General features: G+C 50.9%; 20 protein-coding genes. 1 reads left to right on the forward strand and 19 read right to left on the reverse strand.

Annotation, left to right across the window (positions count from 1 at the left end):
• Positions 1-34: 34 nt before the first annotated feature.
• From AC2T0J_RS05625 to AC2T0J_RS05675, 11 genes are all read right to left on the reverse strand, one after another.
• On the reverse strand, positions 35-970 hold the full coding sequence (locus tag AC2T0J_RS05625) for a cation diffusion facilitator family transporter (RefSeq protein ID WP_489809169.1): 936 nt from the start codon (positions 968-970) through the stop codon (positions 35-37).
• 58 nt (positions 971-1,028) lie between these two features.
• Positions 1,029-2,747, reverse strand: a complete 1,719-nt coding sequence (locus AC2T0J_RS05630; protein WP_489809170.1) for an ArnT family glycosyltransferase — start codon at positions 2,745-2,747, stop codon at positions 1,029-1,031.
• A gap of 12 nt (positions 2,748-2,759) precedes the next feature.
• The gene (locus tag AC2T0J_RS05635; protein WP_489809171.1) at positions 2,760-3,452 is read right to left on the reverse strand and encodes a TVP38/TMEM64 family protein; all 693 of its coding nucleotides are present in this window, start codon (positions 3,450-3,452) and stop codon (positions 2,760-2,762) included.
• Positions 3,449-4,177, reverse strand: coding sequence for a glycosyltransferase family 2 protein (locus AC2T0J_RS05640; protein ID WP_489809172.1), 729 nt, complete (start codon positions 4,175-4,177; stop codon positions 3,449-3,451). Before AC2T0J_RS05640 ends, AC2T0J_RS05635 begins: the two co-directional genes overlap by 4 nt.
• Positions 4,178-4,250: 73 nt before the next feature.
• Positions 4,251-4,553, reverse strand: a complete 303-nt coding sequence (locus AC2T0J_RS05645; protein WP_489809173.1) for a DUF3240 family protein — start codon at positions 4,551-4,553, stop codon at positions 4,251-4,253.
• Positions 4,546-7,614, reverse strand: a complete 3,069-nt coding sequence (locus AC2T0J_RS05650; RefSeq protein WP_489809174.1) for an efflux RND transporter permease subunit — start codon at positions 7,612-7,614, stop codon at positions 4,546-4,548. Before AC2T0J_RS05650 ends, AC2T0J_RS05645 begins: the two co-directional genes overlap by 8 nt.
• Positions 7,615-8,640 (reverse strand): efflux RND transporter periplasmic adaptor subunit, encoded by a 1,026-nt coding sequence (locus AC2T0J_RS05655; RefSeq protein WP_489809175.1) that lies wholly within the window; start codon positions 8,638-8,640, stop codon positions 7,615-7,617.
• Positions 8,637-9,845, reverse strand: a complete 1,209-nt coding sequence (locus AC2T0J_RS05660; RefSeq protein WP_489809176.1) for a TolC family protein — start codon at positions 9,843-9,845, stop codon at positions 8,637-8,639. The genes AC2T0J_RS05655 and AC2T0J_RS05660 overlap by 4 nt, the downstream gene beginning before the upstream one ends.
• Positions 9,846-9,949: 104 nt before the next feature.
• Complete coding sequence (locus AC2T0J_RS05665) at positions 9,950-10,393, reverse strand: protein tyrosine phosphatase family protein (RefSeq protein WP_489809177.1); 444 nt, start codon at positions 10,391-10,393, stop codon at positions 9,950-9,952.
• Positions 10,390-11,166, reverse strand: coding sequence for a sulfite exporter TauE/SafE family protein (locus AC2T0J_RS05670; RefSeq protein ID WP_489809178.1), 777 nt, complete (start codon positions 11,164-11,166; stop codon positions 10,390-10,392). The genes AC2T0J_RS05665 and AC2T0J_RS05670 overlap by 4 nt, the downstream gene beginning before the upstream one ends.
• A gap of 2 nt (positions 11,167-11,168) precedes the next feature.
• Complete coding sequence (locus AC2T0J_RS05675) at positions 11,169-12,038, reverse strand: MBL fold metallo-hydrolase (RefSeq protein ID WP_489809179.1); 870 nt, start codon at positions 12,036-12,038, stop codon at positions 11,169-11,171.
• A 301-nt stretch (positions 12,039-12,339) separates the two neighbouring features.
• Between AC2T0J_RS05675 and AC2T0J_RS05680 the strand changes: the two genes are divergently transcribed.
• Entirely contained in the window at positions 12,340-12,666 is a 327-nt protein-coding gene (locus AC2T0J_RS05680) for a YkgJ family cysteine cluster protein (RefSeq protein WP_489809180.1), read from the forward strand.
• A gap of 42 nt (positions 12,667-12,708) precedes the next feature.
• Here AC2T0J_RS05680 and AC2T0J_RS05685 read toward each other — a convergent pair whose 3' ends face one another.
• The 8 genes from AC2T0J_RS05685 to AC2T0J_RS05720 all read right to left on the reverse strand — a co-directional run bounded on the left by AC2T0J_RS05685 (position 12,709) and on the right by AC2T0J_RS05720 (position 21,411).
• Entirely contained in the window at positions 12,709-14,220 is a 1,512-nt protein-coding gene (locus AC2T0J_RS05685; protein WP_489809181.1) for an ATP-binding cassette domain-containing protein, read from the reverse strand.
• Entirely contained in the window at positions 14,217-15,845 is a 1,629-nt protein-coding gene (locus tag AC2T0J_RS05690) for an ATP-binding cassette domain-containing protein (RefSeq protein ID WP_489809182.1), read from the reverse strand. The genes AC2T0J_RS05685 and AC2T0J_RS05690 overlap by 4 nt, the downstream gene beginning before the upstream one ends.
• Positions 15,845-15,964 carry a cytochrome bd-I oxidase subunit CydX gene (gene cydX / locus AC2T0J_RS05695; protein WP_489809183.1) on the reverse strand — a complete coding sequence of 40 codons (120 nt, stop codon included), beginning with the start codon at positions 15,962-15,964 and terminating at the stop codon, positions 15,845-15,847. The genes AC2T0J_RS05690 and cydX overlap by 1 nt, the downstream gene beginning before the upstream one ends.
• 12 nt (positions 15,965-15,976) lie before the next feature.
• The gene (cydB, locus tag AC2T0J_RS05700) at positions 15,977-17,113 is read right to left on the reverse strand and encodes a cytochrome d ubiquinol oxidase subunit II (protein WP_489809184.1); all 1,137 of its coding nucleotides are present in this window, start codon (positions 17,111-17,113) and stop codon (positions 15,977-15,979) included.
• Positions 17,110-18,684 carry a cytochrome ubiquinol oxidase subunit I gene (locus tag AC2T0J_RS05705; RefSeq protein ID WP_489809185.1) on the reverse strand — a complete coding sequence of 525 codons (1,575 nt, stop codon included), beginning with the start codon at positions 18,682-18,684 and terminating at the stop codon, positions 17,110-17,112. Before AC2T0J_RS05705 ends, cydB begins: the two co-directional genes overlap by 4 nt.
• Before the next feature lie 453 nt (positions 18,685-19,137).
• Positions 19,138-19,557: a hypothetical protein gene (locus tag AC2T0J_RS05710; protein WP_489809186.1), complete on the reverse strand. Its 420-nt coding sequence runs from the start codon at positions 19,555-19,557 to the stop codon at positions 19,138-19,140.
• A gap of 1 nt (position 19,558) precedes the next feature.
• Positions 19,559-20,131, reverse strand: a complete 573-nt coding sequence (locus AC2T0J_RS05715) for a Tll0287-like domain-containing protein (RefSeq protein ID WP_489809187.1) — start codon at positions 20,129-20,131, stop codon at positions 19,559-19,561.
• Positions 20,128-21,411 (reverse strand): NAD(P)/FAD-dependent oxidoreductase, encoded by a 1,284-nt coding sequence (locus AC2T0J_RS05720; protein ID WP_489809188.1) that lies wholly within the window; start codon positions 21,409-21,411, stop codon positions 20,128-20,130. Before AC2T0J_RS05720 ends, AC2T0J_RS05715 begins: the two co-directional genes overlap by 4 nt.
• Between the last annotated feature and the right edge of the window lie 11 nt (positions 21,412-21,422).

Consider the following 21,422-nt stretch of genomic DNA (forward strand, 5'->3'; position numbering starts at 1 on the left):
TGGCCCGGTCACGTTCCCGGACCATACTGCCTCACTACTTGTGAGTATTATCCCTGCAATGTTCTCCCGGCATTTCAAATTCTATCGTAGTATGGTCCAGGTTAAATGGTTCAAGCGCTTTGGCGACCTGAGCTTTTACATCGATAATGGCGGCCACATCGAGGCGCTTGTTCAGTTCAAGATGTGCGGTAAGCACGTGACTGGCCCCATCCAATGACCAAAAGTGGACGTGGTGCAAAGCTCCTACGTGTTCGATTTTCTCTAATGACGCTAAAATTGCGGCTCGCTTGTCACTATCAGGGTTAACCTGTAGAAATAGCTTTACCGTGTGAATAACATGCTTCACCACATTAAACAGAATAAAAAGGGTAAAAACCACCGACAACAATGGGTCCAGTACCGGCCAGTCAACAAACTGCAGCACAATAGCGACTATCAACACCGCCACCCAGCCAAGTAAGTCTTCCATTAAATGCCAGTTAAGGACCTTCTCATTTAAAGTTTCTCCACCATGCAGCTTGTAGGCTGCGAAGCCATTTGCCGCGATGCCTAATATTGCCAACACAATCATCCCCTCGGTCACCGGCATTTCCGGTGACCACAAACGAGGAATGGCTTCAGTTAACACCCATACCGAACCGACAACCAGGATCACCCCATTAATCAATGCCCCCAGCAAGCTAAGGCGCTTGAATCCGTATGAATACTGTTCGGTCGCGTCACGTTTACCGATTTTACTGAGATACCAGGCAAGACCAATCGCCAGTGAGTCACCCAAATCATGCACCGCATCGGCCATAATGGCCACACTGTTGGTTAACCAGCCACCAATAAACTCGATGATGGTAAAACTAAAATTGAGCCAGAAAGCCCAGCTTATTCGGTCTTCAGCGATATCATGATGGTGGTGATGACCATGATGATCATGAGAGTGATGATGGTGACCCTGCCCGTGGCCATGTTCGGTCATATAGACAACTCTGTAGCAGATTGAAACATAATGAGCTATTAGCATAGCCACTATTCGACTACCTGATCAACGGGTTTATCGGCTCATATCGATACGTCGTCGCTTTGATGTCAGTTTCGGGGCAGTCCGCACTTAGTCCGTCAGCCCCCAGTAGCATCCACTCTTCCCGGTGTGCCCGTCCAACAAAGTGCCCTTTGGTTAGGTCCACACAGACAGACTCGCGGCTGGCAGGGAGCAACAAATAACTCGCCGGGTTTGCCTTTAACCATTGCCATGCGGCAAACATTTCGGCCTCGGGCGGCGTATGGTAACCAAAATGTACAATTGGCCGGCGAGCAAACAACATAAACTGTTCACCGGTATCTAACAGGGCAATTTCGCTATTGGAAGGCACGCTGGTGTCGATACCCTGCCATACTGAGGCCGGCGTACGAATCGGATTAAGTAAGCTGGCAAATCCAACACTATAGCTACACCATACCAACAGCATGCTGATTCCCCATGCCTGCCAGCCAGCTCTGCGGCGCACCACTAACAAAGCAATCAGTACCGCTAATCCGGTGGTCAAAAACATCCCGCTTCCATCCACTTCATAACGTTGATTGAGTTTGGCAACAGGTCCGGTATCCGCCAAACCAAGTAATCCCAAAACAAACAAGCTACTGCCAATCAGCACAGGCAGGGCCCAGAGGATGCGGGATAGCCACTTCCGGTGCGCGATATGAGGCATGGCAGGCGCCATGGCCAGCGCCAGCATCGGTAGCGCTGGCAGAATATACACACCACGCTTGCCCGGACTCATGCTGAAAAACACCAGCACCAGCAACACAAAACCAAGCGGCATCAGGATCCGCGCGTCATTTTTCTTCCAGGCGCTGCGCCAGTGCGGCCACTGCCAGGGAAGTAACACTACCAGCGGCAACCACGCCCACGGCATAACGTTTACCCAAAAGTACCAGAATGGCTTGATGTGATGCCAGGAGTTGGCATAACGGGTGACGGTTTGTTTCATCAGGATATTATCCCGATAAGCACTATAAGCGGGGTCTAATCTGCCATCCACAGCCAGCAGCATTGGCAGTAGCCACAGCAGCAATGTCATCAGCATGGTCAGCACACCGGTTGCCCACCACCCCCAGTGATAGCGGTTAGGCAAGGTTTGCACCGCGGTCTGACGCCACAAAGTGATACCGTAGGGCAACAGCATCAACAGGGGTAGAAAACCAACCCCTTTAGTCATGATACCTAATCCCATGGCCATACATCCTGCCAGCCACCAGGTAATATGCCCTTCTTCGCAAAGCGTTGCCCGAAGTAAACCATAGCAGCCCAGGGTAACCCACAGACACACGCTCGCGTCGATTTGTGCACTTTTCGCCTGCAAGACAAACTGTACACTTCCCAGCAGTAATCCGGCAGCCCACCAGGCTTCCCTCTCACCCCATAAACGGCGGCAAATATCAAATACCGCCAGCACGGTTACCGTCCCGGCTATGGCCGATGGCAGCAGAAAAGCGATATGCAAGGAGCCGGTAAGGGCATAAAAAACCGCGATAGACCACATAAACAATGGTGGTTTATCCGGATAAAGCTCGTTACCACGCATTGGAAACAGCCACTGGCCAGTTTCCACCATGTCTTTGGCAATTAATGCAAAGCGGGGTTCATCGGCGGGCCAGGGGGCGCGTAAGCCTATACCTAAAGCCAGAAAAATAAAGGTAAATAAGCCCAGCCACACAAGATCTGAACGTCGATAACAACTGAAAGATGGCAGCATGAGCATGGCTAACTAACGCACTGAAACAGAGTTAGCAGGTTGTTGCTGATACCAGCGGTAAAGGTGTACGCCTAACAACGCCGAGCAAACCAGCAAGCTGAGGCTAACGCTTATCTGCCACGATGACATCTGCTCCATCCCCTGCCCCATTAGCGCGAAGGTCAGCATTTGCGGCACGTACCCCACAGCAGATGCACTCACAAAAGCCCTGCCACGAATGGTACTGGCACCGGCGACAATGTTGGTGATCGCGTTACTGCCAACAGGAAGTAGTCGAATTGCCAGTGTCGCGGTGTACGGTTTACCTGCCAACAATGGATGTAGTTTGGCTATCACGCCGGGAAAACGACGCTTCACCCAGCTCTGCAAAAAATAACGGGCAGTCAGGAAGGTAGTAGCGCAGGCAATTGCTGCCATAGCAGTAGAAAGTAAAGTCCCTGCGGTAACACCCAGCAGGCCGCCACCAATAAATGCAACAATTTGACGCGGAAAACCCACCAGCATCAGCAGTACTCCGGCGAATACCAGTAACGGCCAGCCAAGCAAGCCTTGTGCGGTTAACCACTGTTCAATCGCAACCGGATCGGCATATTTGCCGAGACTCGCCATTTTATAAATAACGGCTATGACTGCGCAGGCCAGTAACGGTTTTAACAGCATCTGCAGAGTCATTTTCAGGCGGCTTTTATGGGTGGCTTTACTCATGAATTAGTCACTTCCTGAGGGTGTGGGCATTTGGCCCGCCTAAGTAACCATATAACACCAAATAAATCCACAATCCCCACGCCAAGTCGACTCAACATTGTGTAATTGGAAGTGCCGCAGTGGCGGTCTCGATGATTGACTTCCACCACCAACACTCTCCCATCCAACCGCTTGATCAGGGCCGGCAGAAAACGATGCATATGATCAAAGTACGGCAATGATAAAAATGTACTGCGGGGGATCAGTTTTAAACCACAGCCGGTATCGGGGGTTTCATCATTTAGTAAACGCTGGCGTATCCGGTTGGCAATGCGCGACTGAAAACGCTTCCAGGCAGTATCCTTGCGATTTTTCCGATAGCCAGCTATACAAAAATCTGCCCCTATGGGCTGGCTTGCGGCAAGCTCAATAAAGCGGGGAATGTCGGATGGGTCATTCTGCCCATCAGCATCCAGAGTGATAATCCACTCATTACACGCGTAACGAACGCCGGTCATGATTGCCGTAGACTGCCCCATGGATTTTTCATGCTGCACAACACGCAAACGAGCGGATAATTCACTGGCAAGTTTCAGTATTTCACGGAGCGTGTCATCTGTGCTGCCGTCGTCAACGTAGATAATTTCAAACGCTACCTCTTTGGGTGTATGTTGGATAATCTCCGTTACCAGCGGCCGGATATTGCCCTGCTCATTCTTTGCAGGGATGACAAAAGAAACGTTCACAATGCACCACATGTTATTGTTTTCACAATAAGCTACCTGAGGTTTCTTAAGAAAACCTTAAGTCCACCGGCGATTAAATAATACCGCTATCAATAACCGGCGTAACCCAGTAGCGAATGCGATGCTGGAGCGATAATGCCGCAAGGGCAGCCGTTAAATGCGCCAGCTCTTTATGCTGCAGGCGAATATCAATGCGGCATACCGACCGATGACCAGCGACCTGCTCGCCCACGGAATAATTCGCATGTTCCTTGCTGTAGCCTTCAATACGATGCATGGAGAAACCACTTACGTAGGGCTGGCACAACAAGCAGTCCACTACATTATCGACTGTCTCAGGATCCACAAAGCAGCTAAAAATGCATTGTTCAGTCATGATGTTTGCGCTCCAGAGTGAAATACAGAATTGGCAGAATGATGAGTGTTACCAGGGTAGAGGACAACAGGCCGCCAATCACCACAATGGCTAATGGCTTTTGTATTTCAGAGCCCGGACCGGTAGCAAAAGCCAGTGGCATCAAACCGAAAATAGCCGTTGTAGCCGTCATAAGGATAGGCCGCAACCGGTCTTTCGCCCCTTGGATAATATGCTCTTTAAAGTCGCCGGCCAGCTTAGCCAACTGCTGAAAGTGCGACAGCATCACTACCCCATTGAGTACCGCCACGCCAAGTAGCGCAATAAATCCTACTGAAGCCGGTACCGACAGATACTCACCGGTAAACCACAACGCAAACACACCTCCCACCAATGCAAACGGGATATTGGCCAGGATCAGCAGTGCCAGTTTAAGCTCTTTAAGCTGGGTGAATAAAATAATCAGAATAACACCCAGTACCAGCGGAATGATGGTCAACAGGTTATTGGTTGCGCGGATCTGATTTTCAAATTCGCCGCCATAACTTACCGTATAGCCGGTGGGTAAAGACACGCTGCTATTCACCTTGGCCGCCACTTCTTCAACAAAGGATGCCAAGTCGCGATTTTCCACGTTGGTACTGACCATGACATAACGTAAGGCATCTTCCCGTTCAATCACCGCCGGCCCTTCTATACGCTCAAGCTCCGCAACCTGCGATAATGCCAGTAAAGTGCCATCGGGCAATTGTATTGGCAGATTGGCCAACTCAATGTCACTGCCTATTGCTGCAATGCCCTCGCGCTGATTAGAAAACATCAGCGGCGTAACAATGCGGCCGTTGATGATGTCAGTCACCTGCACGCCGTTCACCTGCATTTGTAAATAGTCAGACAGCTCAGTGAGCGACATATCAAACCTCAGGGCGATATCCATTTTAGGCTTAATTCGCAAATAGTCGCCGCCTTCCATCAGCGTTTTGTTTACATCCACCGCGCCCTGCACGCTTTGTGTTACCGTCGCGACCTCACTGGCTACATCGGTAAGGCGGGTAATGTCATCGCCAAAAATTTTGATACTTACCATGCCGGTACTGCCGGTAAGCATCTCAGATACCCGCATTTGAATAGGTTGGGTAAAGCCATAGTTAATACCGGGGAAGCCCTTTAATACCTCACGAATAGCGTTGGCCAGTTCGGCCTTGGTGTCGAACCGCCATTCATCGGTTGGTGTAAGCTGCATAAAAATATCAGTTTCATTGAGGCTCATGGGATCCAAACCCAGCTCATCCGAGCCGGTTCGCGCGACAATCTGCTTAATCTCGGGAACTTCGGCGAGTAATACCTCTTCAATTTGCTTATCCAGCGCTAAAGAGGCTGTCAACGAAAGCGTCGGCGATTTTTCCAGTTGCACAATCAGGTCGCCTTCATCCAGCGTTGGCATAAAGGTTTTACCTAGCTGCATAAAGGCCAACACGGTGAGGGCAAGCGTTATCGCCATCGCAATAAACAGGGTTTTCGGCACGCGAATAGCCTTGCGCAACGCGCTTTCAAAGCCGTTTTGTAAAGCCTGCAAATAACCGGGCAATTGCTGCGGCGCCTTACTCACAAAGAATGACGCCAGCACCGGAATAATGGTAAAGGCACTTACCAGCGCCACGGCCATGGCAAACATGATGGTCATGGCCACCGGACTGAACAATTTGCCTTCAAGCCCGGTGAGGGTTAGCAATGGTGTAAAGACCACCAGCACAATCAACGTACCGGCGATTACCGGCATGGCAACCGCTTTGGCAGAGCGATAGATCACGTGCAACCGGGGTAATGGTACGCCGCGGGAGAGCTGTGAAACGATATTTTCCACCACGACCACCGAAGCATCCACCAGCATGCCAATGGCAATCACCAGGCCGCCCAGGCTCATGAGGTTCGCGGTAAGACTGGTCACACTCATCAGATAAAAGGTGATCAGTACCGCTACCGGGATAACACACGCCACCACAAAAGACGCACCAATCTGACCAAGAAACACGGCCAGCAGTACCACAACTATCACAATTGCCTGCCCGAGCGCACTGGTAATGGTACCCACTGCGGTATCGATCAGGTTCTTGCGGTTATAAAACACGTTGACCTCGGTACCTTTAGGTAAACCAGGCTGAATTTGCGCCAGTTTTGCCTGTACGGCCTCTACTACCTCGGCAGTATTACTGTTTTTTAGCGCAACAATCAGTGCTTCGGTGGTTTCCTCACCGTCTTTAGTTACCCCGCCATAGCGGGCCAGGCTTCCTACTGACAAGCGGCCAATATCGTCGAGTCGAATGGCGCCGCCGTCTTTAATGGCAACCACCCGCTCAGCCACGTCTTCCAACCTGGTGAATCGCCCTTCGCTACGCACAATTAACGTGTCATTGCCGACTTCTATGCGGCCAATACTGCCATTGATATTAGACCGGGTAAGCGCATCGGCCACAACAGGCAATGTTAGCCCAAGGGCACTCATCCGCTGTACATCGGGGGTAAACTGCACCGTTTTAGTGTATCCACCCAACACATTCACCTCTGCGACACCGGCAACAGTGCGAAGCGCTGGCCGGACTTGCCAATCTAATAAATGCTTACGTTCCATTAACGACAAATTGGGGTTTTCAAGTGTCAACATAAACATTTCACTGAGCGGCGTGCTCATTGGCGCAATACCACCGTCTACCGTGGGCGGTAATTCGCTCCACAGGTTATTCAGGCGTTCCGCGACCTGCTGGCGGGCCCAGTAAATATCGGTACCTTCCACAAAATCCAGCGTAATCGAGGTAATCGCATATTTGGTGGTCGAACGCAGAACGGCCTTATCCGGAATACCCAGTAATTCGGTTTCCAGAGGCTGGGTAATTTGCGCCTCAATTTCTTCGGCGGTCATGCCCGGCGCTTTAATTATCACGTTAACCTGAGTAGGAGAAATATCCGGAAAAGCATCCACCGGCAGCTTCAGCCAGGCATTAACCCCGGCAGCCAGCGCAACAGTAAACATCGCCAGCACAAAAATGCGCTGGCTAAGAGAAAATTGGATCCAGCGGGCAATCATTTATTCGCCTCCCAGACCCAGTAAGATGCCTTGCACTGCACTCACTGAAGAGGTAAGTACCTGCGCATTCTTAAGCAGTGCATTATCCGCAATCAGCAGCTGGCCGTCGTGACGCCCCAATACTGTTACCGCCACTGGCAACAACTCAACACCGTCTTTAGCCAGGGCGTAATACTCACCGCCAAAGAAGTACACGCTTGAAGCAGGAACAGCCAGACCCGCTTGCTCAATTACCGGTGTCACTATAACCGCCTCAGCAAAACTCAGGGCACAATCGGCATTGCCGGTAATGGGAGCGCTCCATAAGCGGCTGACCAGGCCACGGTTAAGGCGTTCGCGATAGGCAACTTCCAAATGGCAGGCTCCTACCGTTAACGCCGATATCTTATTGGCAAGCTTGGATGGCAGTTGCACTTTTAAGCGCAATGCGCTCTGTTCAATCACCTCACCATACACAAACGCTTCCGTATCCAGTTGTTCACCCGCGGCGATAAACACACCGGCAACGGGTGAAATCAGCAAAGCAGAGTCTTCATCATTCGCCTTTTGCAGCAGCTCCTCGGCATGCCCAAGATGCCCCAACTCAAGTTTGCTGGTAAAGTAGTGATCGGTAATCGCCTGCCAGGATTGCTGGTTAATGGACTTGCTCTCAAACAACGGCAGGTTTTGTTGGTAACGCTGTTCTGCCTGGCGGTAAATCTCTTTTTGAGCTGTTAACATTTCGTAGAAATGATGAACCTCACTACCGGTCAGTTTGACCAACGGCGTATCAGCCGCCACAAAAGCTTGTGGCGCTACCAGATACTGTTGCTGCAATACCCGAAAAGGCAACACCAGTTGATAGCCATTGCCCGGCAGGTAACTTACTTCACCACTTACCGCAGGCGTCGGCACAGAAGGCACAATTTGCGGTGTTGCAAAATTCAATGACAGGCGACCCAAAGATTCAATGGATATCCGCTGGGTTTGCGCTGCAGCAGTAGAGACTGTCAGCACCAACAATATAAAAAAGAAAAACGATTTCATAGCACATGCCCTGCCAGTTGATTAATTTGCGCAACCCGTTGTTGCTGAGAAAGTTTGAGCTGATCCAGTTGATAAGTGCGGTCGCGCTGCTGTAGCAACGATTGCAGCCAATTGCTTTGCTCCAGTTCGCTGCTCTGCTTTAGCTGTTCCAACTGCTCAACAATTTGTTCGCCTATGGTTATTTGCTGTTCACCAATAGCAATTTGTTCTTCCAGCGATGCCAGGCTGGTCAGATTAGCGCTGACTTGTTGTAGCAACGTAATCCGCAGATTCATCAGATTTTGTGAAAGTGACAGATCGGTTTGCTGCCATGCCTGTAAATTCTGAGGGTTGGCAGGCATCTCAATGGCTAAAGGGATACCTACCGCGATACCTACCTGATTTTCATCACCCATCACGCTCTGTAAGCGCCGCACCACCAGCGCCACATCCCAGTTGCTCTGGCTTTGCCGGCCATACTGATAAGCCGCCGCGGCATATTGCTTCCGCAAGTTCAGGAGTTTCAATTCGGGGTGGCTATTGAGTGCACTATCAATATTGGAGGGGACAGACTCTGCAATGTTGGTCGGTAATGTTTGAGCACCGGTCAGCTCGGTGTAAGCTCGCATTGCCCCAGCCAAATCCGCTTTGGCGCTAACTAACGCCTGCTGTACATCGAGCTGCTGTTGTTGCCACTGCAAATATGCTAAGCGGGATAGCTCACCAGCGTTGAATCGCTCGGTTAACTGAGCACCCAGCCTGGTTAGCCACACCAGCTTGTCATTCAGGGCATTCACCTGCTGACTAGCCATGGCTGCATCCCAGACACGCTGCCTTACCAGTCCTGAAATCAGGAGTGCTTGCTGGCGCTGCTCGGCAACCATAATGGCCTGACTGGTCTGTTCCATCTGATCAAATAGATCGAGATTATCCGGCCGCTGGATTTGCACACCGAGTCGCACTTCAATCTCATCGGTACCGGTGGCAAGGTTAGATTGTAACGCTGAGATTTCCAGCGTTGGAGCACCGATGAGCCAGCGGCTCAGCGACGAACTTTGATGGGCCATCCAGTCAGAGGAGTAACTCTGCTCGACGCGCTGTTGAGCTTGTACTCGTAGCGCCGCTAAATCAGCGACCTCTGAAGCCTCAAGATAAGCAGAAAAACACCCACCAAGTACTATAATGATACCGGTAGTTAAGAACACAAACACACGTTGACAATACATAGCAATAATCCCTGTAAGAGGGACTCACCATCTCATGTTACGTCTATCCCGCCTATCAGACATCTGCCCCATAAGGATGCAACGATTTGATTTTTATTGACTTTTTAGTTGGCATTCCGCGACTGACCGAGACGGTCTTGAAATGCTAAAAGCAACCCATCAAGGTCAACACCCGCCTGCTCGCCGACTTGCTTTATTTCGTGCTGGCTAAGCCCCTGAGCCCAACGAGCCAGGGCCCATAAATGCAATACTCTTGTACCGGATCGGCAAAAAGCATGGACCCGACCTTTGGCGCTAAGCAGGATCCGACCAAACTCGGCGACATCCTGCTCACTGTAGTTACCACTAACTACCGGTACAAAGTAATAGTCCAGACCTGCTTCCCTTGCCCAGTTGCTCAACACGGCGTCAGGCACCTGATTGGGATCTTCAAAATCCGGGCGGCCATTAATCAGCGTGGTAACGCCGGCTTGGGCGAGCGCATAAAAATCGGCCTTGGTTAATGGTCCCGAAACGCTAAAGTTATGATTTATTGTGCGAATATTCATGCTGACACCTCCACAAAGTACAGCGCATATAACGACGAAAGAAAGATAAAGCACCCCATTACAATCAACATCACGCCAAAGCCTTTTTTCAGCTGTTGCTGAGGTAAACGCGCGCTAAGTTTTGCGCCAAGAATGGAACCGGCTGCGCCAATGATCACCATCAGCGCAATAAGCTGAAAGTCAAAGGGCAGCTCACCTAACTGTCTGAACAAATAAACGTATTTGCCAAAGCCCACTGCCGATTGCATCACAATGATCGCCAGGCTGGTACCCACGGCCTGGCGCATGGATACGCCACCGAGAGCCAGCAGTGCCGGCACAATTAAAAAGCCACCGCCAACCCCCACCAAACCGGCTATCATGCCTACCACCACCGCGGCCGAAACAAGCTTTGCCAATGACACCTCACTACTGACACTGACGTTAATCGGTTTAAGCATAAAACGACTGGCAAGCAACATAATGACGGCGAACAACACTAACTGCGCCAGGCCACTGAAATACTGCGAGAGTTGCGCGCCCAAATAGGTACCAACCATACTGGGCAAACCAAAACTAACCACTTTGTGCCAGGCCACCAGACCGGCCTGCTGTTGACGCCATACACCAGCCAGCGCAATGCCCCCAACTATTAACAGGGATTCAGCAATCGCTACTTTAGGCGGGCGCTCAACCACATAGGTCAATAGCGGCACCGTGAGAATAGAGCCTCCAGAACCGAGTAAGCCAAGGCTAACGCCAATCACGATGGCACCGATAAGGGTAAGCAACATGGCTATGACTTAACCGTCAGGGGGATTTTCAGATAGCACTTGCCATTGTCTTCCGCCGGCGGCATCTGACCGGCTCTGACATTCACCTGAATAGCTGGAAACAGCAGTTTAGGGACCGCCAATGTGGCATCCCGGGCTTCCCGCATGGCAACAAAGTCTGCCTGGCTAACACCATCTCTCACGTGAATATTGTTGCGGCGTTGCTCAATAACGGAGGTTTCCCAGGCGAAGTGATCTCGCGTCGGACTTTTATAGTCATGCCCCACGAACATCCGGGTAGCCTCCGGCAAGGCGAGAGTCTTGCGGATTGACTGGTATAAAGTATGTGCACTACCGTTAGGAAAATCTGCCCGTGCCGTGCCGTAATCCGGCATAAACAGCGTATCGCCAACAAACACCGCATCTTCTATGTAGTAAGACACACAAGCCGGTGTGTGGCCGGGCGTATGCAGTACTTCAATATCAAGGTGCCCAAGTGTGATGACTTCTCCGTCGACAAACAGCTGGTCGAACTGGCTGCCGTCGGTGGGAAACGTGCTTTCCAGGTTATAAATGGCTTTAAACGTGGATTGTACCCGGCGAATATGGTCGCCTACGCCAATCAGCCCACCCAGCTTGTCTTTAATGTAAGGGGCTGCAGTGAGATGGTCCGCATGGGCGTGTGTTTCCAGGATCCACTCCAGCGTTAAGCCATTTTTGTCAACATAACTGACAACTTTGTCAGCAAACTCATGGGAGATTTGCCCGGCTGCGGCGTCGTAATCGAGTACTGGATCGATAATCGCGCAGCTGCTGGTGGCACGGTCAGTTACCACGTAGGTCACGGTAAACGTGGGCTCATGGAAAAATGGCGTGATCTGAATTTTGCTCATTTGCCGGCTCTCTGTATCAAAATAAAATAGGTATATAGTGTGATACAGCAAAAGCTTTGCCAGCTGGCCGGGTGCGGTCCATAACAGCACATAACTACGCCAAAATAAAACCTAACCAACTGATAAATAGATATTTATATTATTTATGATTTTTTAATTTTAATGGCATAATTCGCCAAATACGTTGTAGAACGGGAACCCTCTGCCCGCTCTGACAATGACGTTTTCCAATCCTTATGCGTTAGCTCGCAAACCCAGCTAATCACTGGTTGTTTTGCACATTGTGTGGAGCAGTTTTTGTATGTTGTCTTGTATAGATTGTGGAGCCTGTTGCGCCACCTTTCGGGTATCGTTTTACTGGGCAGAATCCGACCCGTTTGCCGGAGGTTCGGTACCGGCCGAACTTACCACTAAAATTTCGCCAAATCTGGTATCGATGGCGGGCACCAATCAGCCCACCCCCAGGTGTGTAGCCCTGACAGGCGAAATTGGCAAACAGGTAAGTTGCAGCATTTACGAACAGCGCTCGTCTACCTGCCGGGAATTTGAGGCCGGCTCAGCCGATTGTTTAAAGGCCCGGCTAAAGCACGGGATCACCGACGATGTTATCCCTATCCGGGTCGCCTGATACAGTTTAGCTGTGTGATAGGGTCTAGCTGTCTTACATGGATTAACCAGGCGGGCTTAATATCAGCGTGTCTTTACATTGCAGCTCAGCCGGATATACGTGGCTGGCAATGATGATAAGGCGAGTAGCTGCTTCACGTGTTAACAAAGCAGTCAACTGACTGACCGCTGATCCATCGAGCCCTTCAAAGGGTTCATCCAGCAGCCATACCGGTGAGTCGATAAGCATTGCCCGGGCCATGCCTAAACGCTTGCGCTCGCCGCCGGATAATACGCGGCCCCCCGGCCCCAGCCACTCGCCAAGGTCGTTAAGCTGGGCAAGGCCCACTTTGACCAGCACATCATTAAGCTGCGTAGCGGAAAAGTCCCGGCCCAGGGTCAGGTTATGTTTAAGCGTAGCAGCCAGTATCACCGGCTGTTGCTCCATATATAACCAGCCTTCAATCACGCCGTCACCCGGCGCAGTCCCATCACAAAGGCGTTGTCCATGGCTGGCAACCAGCCCACTGATGGCCTGCAGTAACTGGGATTTGCCTGCGCCGCTTGGACCGCCAACCATATAGAGACCGCAGGCACCAAATTCCGCAGTCACTTTTTGTTCGGGAACGTTCACTGAACCAAAGTCTGTGAGTTGGAGTGAGTGGGTCAGTGATACTGCATCTGTCAGTTGCAGAGGCTCTACAGGTAATGTCTCAAGCGCCTGTTTCCCCTGCATATATCGGTTCAGTGCGGGCTGCCCATTAAAGGATCGCCCCAGCCAGTCTCCGGCGCTGAGCAACAGCATGGGCACCACCAGCAACAGTGGGTTACCGCCTTCACCATCAAGCTGAGTATGAATGGCCAGATAAATGATCATCAACATCAACGCCCAGGCAAGCCCCTGAAACACCCACTGGCTCTGCAAGGTAAGCTGCTGCTGTCTGATTTCAGTCTGCCATAGTGTTTGTGCCGAGGGTAACTGGGCTAACTGTTCCTTCACCGTTTTCAAATGCCAGATTGACACACTTCTGAGCACCACATCCGATTTCTCTCTGAATTCATGCTCCTGTAATACCTGAAATTTAGCTAGAGTGAGTCCTTGCATACAAAGAGTTGCCATTATCACCAGCCAAATAACACCAAGCGCTATGGTCCAGCCGGCAAAGGGAATACCCAGCACCAGTAGCGTTACTGCGCTCACTAACAACATAAGTACCGCAGAGGCCTGCTGTGATACCCAGCCAACCCAAACTGCTGCGATGGCTTCGGTATGACTGGCCAGCGCTTCTACTTCTTCGCTGCGCTGGCGGATCTGCGCCGCAAAGAGCCGTTCAAATAATTGTACTCTTAGCAGTGAGGTGAGTTGCAGTAAGTGTTTGTGGCCTACCCACATGTGGGCATAGCCACTACCAATGCGTAACAGCGCCAGAGCCCTGATAACCACTGCCGGTAACATATAGTTAAAATTCACCGGCGCCACGGCGCAGGCGGCAATAAACCACGAAGAGACAATTAAAATTGCCAACCCGGCACCGCCGTGCAGGACTGCCAGTAACACGGTAATAAAGGCTTTCAAGATACTGGCCCCCCACGCGTTTGCTGAACCATACGGTTTTCCACCCACCAGGTTCGGTTAAACCAGTCATCCGGTAGCGCCTTATGGGAAACCCATAACACGGTCCGCCCCTGTCCCAGGTTAAAAATAAGCTGGCTCAGGCTGTGATGCTGCGCCTCAGGCAGATGTGCCGTAGGTTCATCCAGCAGCCACACCGGTGCATCAGACAGTAATAAACGCGCCAGTGCCAGGCGCTGCGCCTGGCCTCCGGAGATAGCTGGCACTTCAGCAAGACGAGTGTCGAGCCCGGCGGGCAGCGAGTCCAGCCACGCCTTAAGCTCAACCTCACTAAGCACATGCTCCAGCCTGGCGGTGGTAAATGTGTACTGATAATTAAGATTTTCCCGCAACGTGGCCGGTAACAATACCGGATGCTGAGTGAGCATCGCCACCCGACAAGGCAGGCGATAGTTGCCCTCCCGCTGCCCGGCCAGGGCTTCCAGTAACAGGGTTTTGCCACTGCCGGAAGGCCCGGTTACCGCTACCCAGTCGCCGGGCTGCAGATTGAGTGGCTGGCTGACGAGGATGTTATTGGCCAGTTGTAAACTGAATTGCTGCGGTTCGGTCAGTTCGTTGGCTGGCTCATCTAATTGTACAGCCACCACCGGCGCAAGCCAGTCACCGGCTGCGTCGCGCGCGGCTTCAGCTTCGGCCTTTTGGTGGTAAAACTGCCCCAACGCTTTGAGTTCAGAAAACAACAATGGCGCGGTAAGTAATAACCATAACCCACTATGAAGCGTAAGCGTCGGGCCAAACGAAAACTCGCCCAGCAGGCTAAAACCAATGAACACCGCAATTAAGGCAACGGCAATGGTCGAAAAGAAATCCAACACTGTATTCGACAAAAACGCCACGCCAACCACTTTCATGGTGCGTTCATTCAGGTCGTCACTGGCCTGTTTTAATAGCTTTTGTTCAATTTGATGGGTGCGGAAACTGGCCAGTAGCCCAAGCGCTGTGAGGCGATCAACAAACAGGCTGCCGAGCCTGGTGAGGGCAACAAAGTGTTTGCGTTGTAGTGCTGCCGCCCCCTTACCTACTAAAATCATAAACAGCGGAATAAGCGGTAAGGTGATTAGCAAACTGCCACCGACCACCGGATTCACCACCAGAATAAACAGCAGCGCAAAAAAAGGAGTTAGCACCGCTACGTATTGCTGCACCTGATAGTCATAGCGCCATTGAACCAGCGCGTTGATATGTCGGGTCCATACTGATTGCCAGAAATAGGGCGAACGGCTGCTGACTAATGCGGTTTGTTCTGCCACCAAACGCTCGGCAAAGCGCTTTTCAAGGCCGCTGAGCAAGTTGGTTTTTGCCTGCAACGTGCGTCGATAAGCCTCCCCCTGGAATAGCCAGGCCAGTAAGAGTGCAGCCGACAGACCAAGCCAGTCACTAATATCTGGCTGCTTTGCAAGCACCACCCAGTCGTGCATCATTGCGGCAAACAGCCAGTAACCCGCAATTAAACACAACAGCCGCGTCGTTTTTATTGCCACCAATAAAAACAAGGTGCTGCGCGACGCAACACCCTGCTCAGTAACGGTGGCGTTAAACCACCGTGGAAGGGACTGACTCTCGTTCACTATTGATCTGCTGAGTCTTCAGGGCGATCCAAATTCTCAGTCGATTCTAACCACATGGCGTTAATAATGCCAAATGAACAAGCCAGCAACACACCTAATATCCAGGTAAAATACCACATGTTTTGTTCTCCTTAATAAATCGCGTGAGATGAACCCAGGTCGCTGTTTTTAATACGACCTCGCATCACGTAAAAACTATATGCTGTGTAACCCAGAATAATGGGCACAAAGATACAGGCTACAACAAACATGATTCTCAGGGTCATTTCACTGGATGTCGCATCCCAGATGGTTAAGCTTGCCATCGGCATAGTGGTGCTTGGCATCAGGAATGGGAACATCGAGAATCCCGCAGTCAGAATAATACCTGTCATCATCAGTGCACTGCTTACAAACGCCCAGCCACCGCGGCCTGTTTTTGAAAAGAAGGCACACGCTAGGCCAGCACCAATACCTAACAGCGGCGCCACCACCATCCAGGGATATTTGCTGTAGTTAGCCATCCACGCGCCGGCTTCAACCACCACGTCTTTCTTAAGTGGATTGGAGGTGGCCAGTGTATCCACGGCAGAGGTTACGACAAAACCATCCAGACCAAAGGCAACCCAAAGACCGGCCAGAATAAACAGCACCACTGTTACCAGTGACAGAACAACCGAGACCGCCCGTGCCCGCACTTCAATAAAGCTATCGGTTTTCATTTGCAGCCAGGTGGCACCATGGTTAAGGATCATCGCGACTGAAACCAACCCCGCCACCAGTGCAAACGGGGTAAGCAAGCCAAAGAACGAACCAGTATAAGTGGCTTTTAAATTGCCATCCAACTCAAACGGAACGCCCAACAGCAAGTTACCAAAGGCCACACCAAAGATTAACGCAGGTACAAAGCCAGAAGTAAACAACGCCCAGTCCCAACTGGTACGCCAGCGTTTATCCTCGAGCTTGCTGCGAAAATCAAAGCCCAACGGACGCATCCATAAGGCAATCAACACCAGCGCCAGCGCCAGGTAAAAGCCCGAGAAAGCGGTAGCATAAATCATCGGCCAGGCGGCAAAGATAGCACCGCCGGCGGTGATAAACCAAACCTGATTACCGTCCCAGTGTGGCCCCACCGTGTTGATCATCACCCGGCGCTCGTCATCAGTTTTACCAATCAAGGTAAGCAGTGCACCCACCCCTAAATCAAATCCATCGGTGATAGCAAAGCCAATCAGCAGCACGCCAACCAGCACCCACCAAATTACTCGTAGTACTTCATAATCAATCATGCGTTTGCTCCTTGAGTACCCAGGCCAATAGCATCATCCAGTTTGTTATCATCTTCCGGTGGAACCGGCCCTTTCTTGGCATATTTTTTCATCAGATAGAAGCCAATCACAAACATCGTGGCATAGAACAGGGTGTAAGCCACCAGTGTAGTCACTACGTCTGATACAGACAGGTTGGACACAGCTGTGTGTACCGGTAAGACTTCGGCGATAGACCATGGCTGACGGCCATACTCAGCCACAAACCAACCTGCTTCACAGGCAATCCATGGCAATGGCAGCGACCATACCGCCGCTTTCAATAACCAACGGGGTTGAGTAATGCGATGTTTGGTACTGTAATAGAAGGCCGCAATAAACAGTGCCAGCATCAGGAAGCCTGCGACCACCATCAGACGGAATGAATAAAACAGCGGTGCTACCGGAGGGATGCTGTAATCCACCGCTTTCTCCAGCGCTTCCGGGGTAGGCTGAGTAATGTCGTCGGTGAAAGGTTCCAGCAACAGCGCATAACCTAAGTCATCTTTGTTGCGCTCAAACATCTCAAGTTCCGCAGGCGTAGCCGTGCCATCTTTCACTTTTTCCAGTTGTTTCTGCGCCTGTACGCCGGACAAAATGCGCACCCTGTGAATCTCTTTCAGATCCTTGATCCCCATCACTTCTTCATCCAGTGAACGGGTAGCAATAATCCCCATTGCCCACGGGATCTGAATAGCGAAATCCATTTTTTCTTCTTCGTCATTAGGAATGCCGAACAAGGTGAAAGCTGCCGGAGCCGGATGGGTTTCGTACTCGGCTTCCACCGCAGCCAGTTTGACTTTTTGCACGTCGCCCAGCTCGTAACCGCTTTCGTCACCTAACACAATCACCGACAAGGTAGCTGCTAAACCAAAACTGGCCGCAATCGCAAAGGAACGACGGGCAAAGGCGATATGTTTATGCTTAAGCAGATAATAACTGGAGATAGCCAGTACAAAGATGGCACCGGTGACATAGCCTGCAGAGACAGTGTGGACAAACTTAACCTGGGCTACCGGGTTGAAGATCACTTCGCTGAAGCTGGTCATTTCCATCCGCATTGACTCGGTATTGAAGCTTGCGCCTACAGGGTACTGCATCCAACCGTTTGCAATCAAAATCCACAGCGCAGAGAAGTTCGAGCCAATGGCCACAAGCCAAGTTGCCATTAAGTGCTTCACCTTAGACATTTTGTCCCAGCCGAAGAAGAACAGTCCCACGAAGGTAGATTCTAAAAAGAACGCCATTAACCCTTCAATGGCCAACGGAGCGCCAAAGATGTCGCCCACGTAATGAGAATAGTAAGACCAGTTCATACCAAACTGGAACTCCATCGTTAGCCCGGTAGCAACGCCGATGGCAAAGTTAATCCCAAACAGCTTGCCCCAGAACTGGGTCATTTGTTTGTAGATTTCTTTACCGGTCATCACATACACCGACTCCATAATGGCTAACAGGAACGTCAGGCCAAGGGTCAGCGGGACAAAGATAAAGTGGAACATTGCTGTTAAAGCAAATTGTAACCGCGATAGTTCTATCAACGTATCGCTCATGGGACTCTCCTTTGATGTTTCTAAATACTAAACCGGGTTATAACCTTCAGTACAGTCAGCGTTACCCATGCTGAAGGTCCGAATTTTTCACGACCTAACAGGCCAACTGGCCCAGGTACTTTATTCTGTATACATTGCACTCTGCATAACTTACGCCAACCGAAACAAAACACCTAATCATTTGATATTATTAAATTTAACTGAAATCTATCAATTTAACAAATGGCGATCTGCTAAGCAGTGTAGCGCATGGCTGACATATTTGTCAGTAGCCTGTCAGAACTGACAAGCTTCGTTATCAGAGAAGTCGCATGAAGATACAGTAAAGTGGACGATTATAGTTTGATCGTCATCAACTAACTAAAAAGGGGATTGGTTTGAGAGCAATGAGGAGTACCTGGCCAGCGAAGCGGGCATACTGCCCGCTCACCATTCGCGCTGCCGGACAGGGCTTTACTGAATAGAAAAAGTGCGATGACAGGCATTACACACACGCATTAAATCCACCACATGCTGACGCACTTCCTCATCGGTATGGTCCGGGTTTTGGATTGCCTGCCAGTGTGGGCGCATGCTTTGTGCCATGGCGCGAAAAGCCGGCGGTATTTGCTGGCCGAAGCCTTTAGGGCGATTCGCCTGCTCGTGGGATTGCAGGTTCGCAATTCGCTGGCGAAGCTCCTCTCGCTTCCCTTCCAGCAGTAATTGTTGGGTATCGGTAAGCGCTTCAAGCATGTCGCGCATATGGCCCAGCACAAACGATTTTTGCTCCTCGTTGAGAGCCACTGCCATACGTTCATCATCGGCCAGCACATTAGCCGCGGGCCATGTCAGACACAGCATAAACAGCAGCGCACCAGTAGTGCCCTTAATCATTTTATTCTCCAGTCTGGTAACTCACCGTAAAGGCACCGCGTAAATCTCCCGCGGCAAAGCCGGTTGCCTCATCATTAGGATATTGCTGTTTAATGGCTTCCTTCACCGGCTCAGCCAGTGATGCGCCATGGCAGTTCAGGCATAAGCCACCGGTCATAATCGGCGCCATAAAACGATATTCTCCAGCCGCCTCGTCTATATGCACTGTTACTAATGACCCAGGCTCAAGGCCCTCTTCCAGTCCTTTCACCATTGCCATCAGCGACGACATTTCCCAACTATCGGCTCGGTTTTCCGGGTTGCGCACTTTCAACGCGGTGCGCCCTACCTTCCAGCCATCAGTGCTGAGTTCTGCCGCGATAGCCGGCGCAATGTCCTTACACACCTGCACACCATTGGCTAGCCCACCAGTTTTTATCGCCTGTTGCAGGTTTTGTTTCAGCGTTTTACCCAGCTGCATGGCTTTTTGCTTCGCCTGCGCTTTAAACTCTGCTTCGCTCAACTGTCCCGCCTGAACGGCAAGGGGGAGCAATAAGCACCCTATAAATGCTGCTTTATGAGTTAATCTGATCATTTGTCATCCTGCTCCAATCTTTCGATACCCAGTGCCTTCAACACATATTTCTCGTACACCGGTTCGCTGGTACCGGTTTTCATCTTACGCATGAAATATTTTTCAAAGGCAATCTTGGCCAAATGCACCCATTTCCCCTTTTTAAACCAGGTAACGTTACGCGGCGGAATCTGCGGCATGGCCACAAACGCAGCTCCGGTATCGCCCATATCAGCCAAACAAATTGCATGCCACGTCCCTTTTGTCGAAGGTGGTTTATTTTCAACAATGATGGATTTCATATTATGCGCAATGGCTGTCATCATGGTTTCAATCATGTAGCCGGTTTTGGGGGTACCGGTTGGCACAGGCGTAGCTTCAACCGGCGGAATGGCCACACATACCCCACCTGAGAAAATATTGGGGTATTTAGGTGAACGCTGGAATTCATCAGTGATCACAAACCCTTTTGGATTACACAACCCTTCCACATTGGCCACTGCCGGTACGCCGGCGAAGGGCGGGATCAGCATGGAGTGATTAAAAGGTTCTTCATAAGTAAACTCCACCTCGCCTTTCCGATTGAGCTCAGATATATGCATCATGCCATCTTCAACCTTATCGACCCGGGCATTACAGATCCATTTGATATTGCGGTTTCGCAGATCCGATTCGAGCATTGATTTTGAGTCGCCCACACCGCCAAGCCCTAAATGGCCGATGTAGGGCTCACTGGTCACAAAGGTCATTGGCACTTTGTGACGAATTTTGGCGTCGCGCAGGGCTTTATCCAGAATAAACGCATATTCATAGGCCGGGCCAAAACAACTGGCGCCCTGGAAGGAGCCCACCACGACCGGACCAGGGTTAGCGACCAACTTTTCAAAATCGGCATAGCAATGTTCAGCATGATCCAATGTGCAAACCGATTGAGTGAAACCACCCGGCCCTGCTCCTTCGATTTGATCAAAAGCCAGACGTGGACCGGTCGCAATAATCAGGTAGTCATAATCAATGATTTCACCCTCGCCAGTGACCAGTTGATTGGCCTCGGCATCAATCTTGTCGACCCGGGCGCACTTGAACGTAATTTTCTTTTTCGCCAGGTACTTCTCGATGGGCATAGTCACCGCACCGGCTTCCCGCCAACCCACAGCTACCCACGGGTTAGAAGGCACAAATCTGAACTCTTCCCGTTCATTGACGACCATCACTTCATGACCTGCGCCCAACGCTTCTTTTACTTCGTAAGCCGCTGGCATACCGCCGGTTCCTGCACCTAACACCACAATTTTTGCCATAATCATTCTCA

This window comes from Alteromonas sp. ISO5, assembly GCF_058105165.1.

Bases quoted from the DNA above. Each gene is read 5' to 3' on its own strand.
- AC2T0J_RS05625 (WP_489809169.1), bottom strand. From the start codon at position 970: ATGACCGAACATGGCCACGGGCAGGGTCACCATCATCACTCTCATGAT.
- AC2T0J_RS05630 (WP_489809170.1), bottom strand. From the start codon at position 2,747: ATGCTGCCATCTTTCAGTTGTTATCGACGTTCAGATCTTGTGTGGCTG.
- AC2T0J_RS05635 (WP_489809171.1), bottom strand. From the start codon at position 3,452: ATGAGTAAAGCCACCCATAAAAGCCGCCTGAAAATGACTCTGCAGATG.
- AC2T0J_RS05645 (WP_489809173.1), bottom strand. From the start codon at position 4,553: ATGACTGAACAATGCATTTTTAGCTGCTTTGTGGATCCTGAGACAGTC.
- AC2T0J_RS05650 (WP_489809174.1), bottom strand. From the start codon at position 7,614: ATGATTGCCCGCTGGATCCAATTTTCTCTTAGCCAGCGCATTTTTGTG.
- AC2T0J_RS05655 (WP_489809175.1), bottom strand. From the start codon at position 8,640: ATGAAATCGTTTTTCTTTTTTATATTGTTGGTGCTGACAGTCTCTACT.
- AC2T0J_RS05660 (WP_489809176.1), bottom strand. From the start codon at position 9,845: ATGTATTGTCAACGTGTGTTTGTGTTCTTAACTACCGGTATCATTATA.
- AC2T0J_RS05665 (WP_489809177.1), bottom strand. From the start codon at position 10,393: ATGAATATTCGCACAATAAATCATAACTTTAGCGTTTCGGGACCATTA.
- AC2T0J_RS05670 (WP_489809178.1), bottom strand. From the start codon at position 11,166: ATGTTGCTTACCCTTATCGGTGCCATCGTGATTGGCGTTAGCCTTGGC.
- AC2T0J_RS05675 (WP_489809179.1), bottom strand. From the start codon at position 12,038: ATGAGCAAAATTCAGATCACGCCATTTTTCCATGAGCCCACGTTTACC.
- AC2T0J_RS05680 (WP_489809180.1), top strand. From the start codon at position 12,340: ATGTTGTCTTGTATAGATTGTGGAGCCTGTTGCGCCACCTTTCGGGTA.
- cydX (WP_489809183.1), bottom strand. From the start codon at position 15,964: ATGTGGTATTTTACCTGGATATTAGGTGTGTTGCTGGCTTGTTCATTT.
- cydB (WP_489809184.1), bottom strand. From the start codon at position 17,113: ATGATTGATTATGAAGTACTACGAGTAATTTGGTGGGTGCTGGTTGGC.
- AC2T0J_RS05705 (WP_489809185.1), bottom strand. From the start codon at position 18,684: ATGAGCGATACGTTGATAGAACTATCGCGGTTACAATTTGCTTTAACA.
- AC2T0J_RS05710 (WP_489809186.1), bottom strand. From the start codon at position 19,557: ATGATTAAGGGCACTACTGGTGCGCTGCTGTTTATGCTGTGTCTGACA.
- AC2T0J_RS05715 (WP_489809187.1), bottom strand. From the start codon at position 20,131: ATGATCAGATTAACTCATAAAGCAGCATTTATAGGGTGCTTATTGCTC.
- AC2T0J_RS05720 (WP_489809188.1), bottom strand. From the start codon at position 21,411: ATGGCAAAAATTGTGGTGTTAGGTGCAGGAACCGGCGGTATGCCAGCG.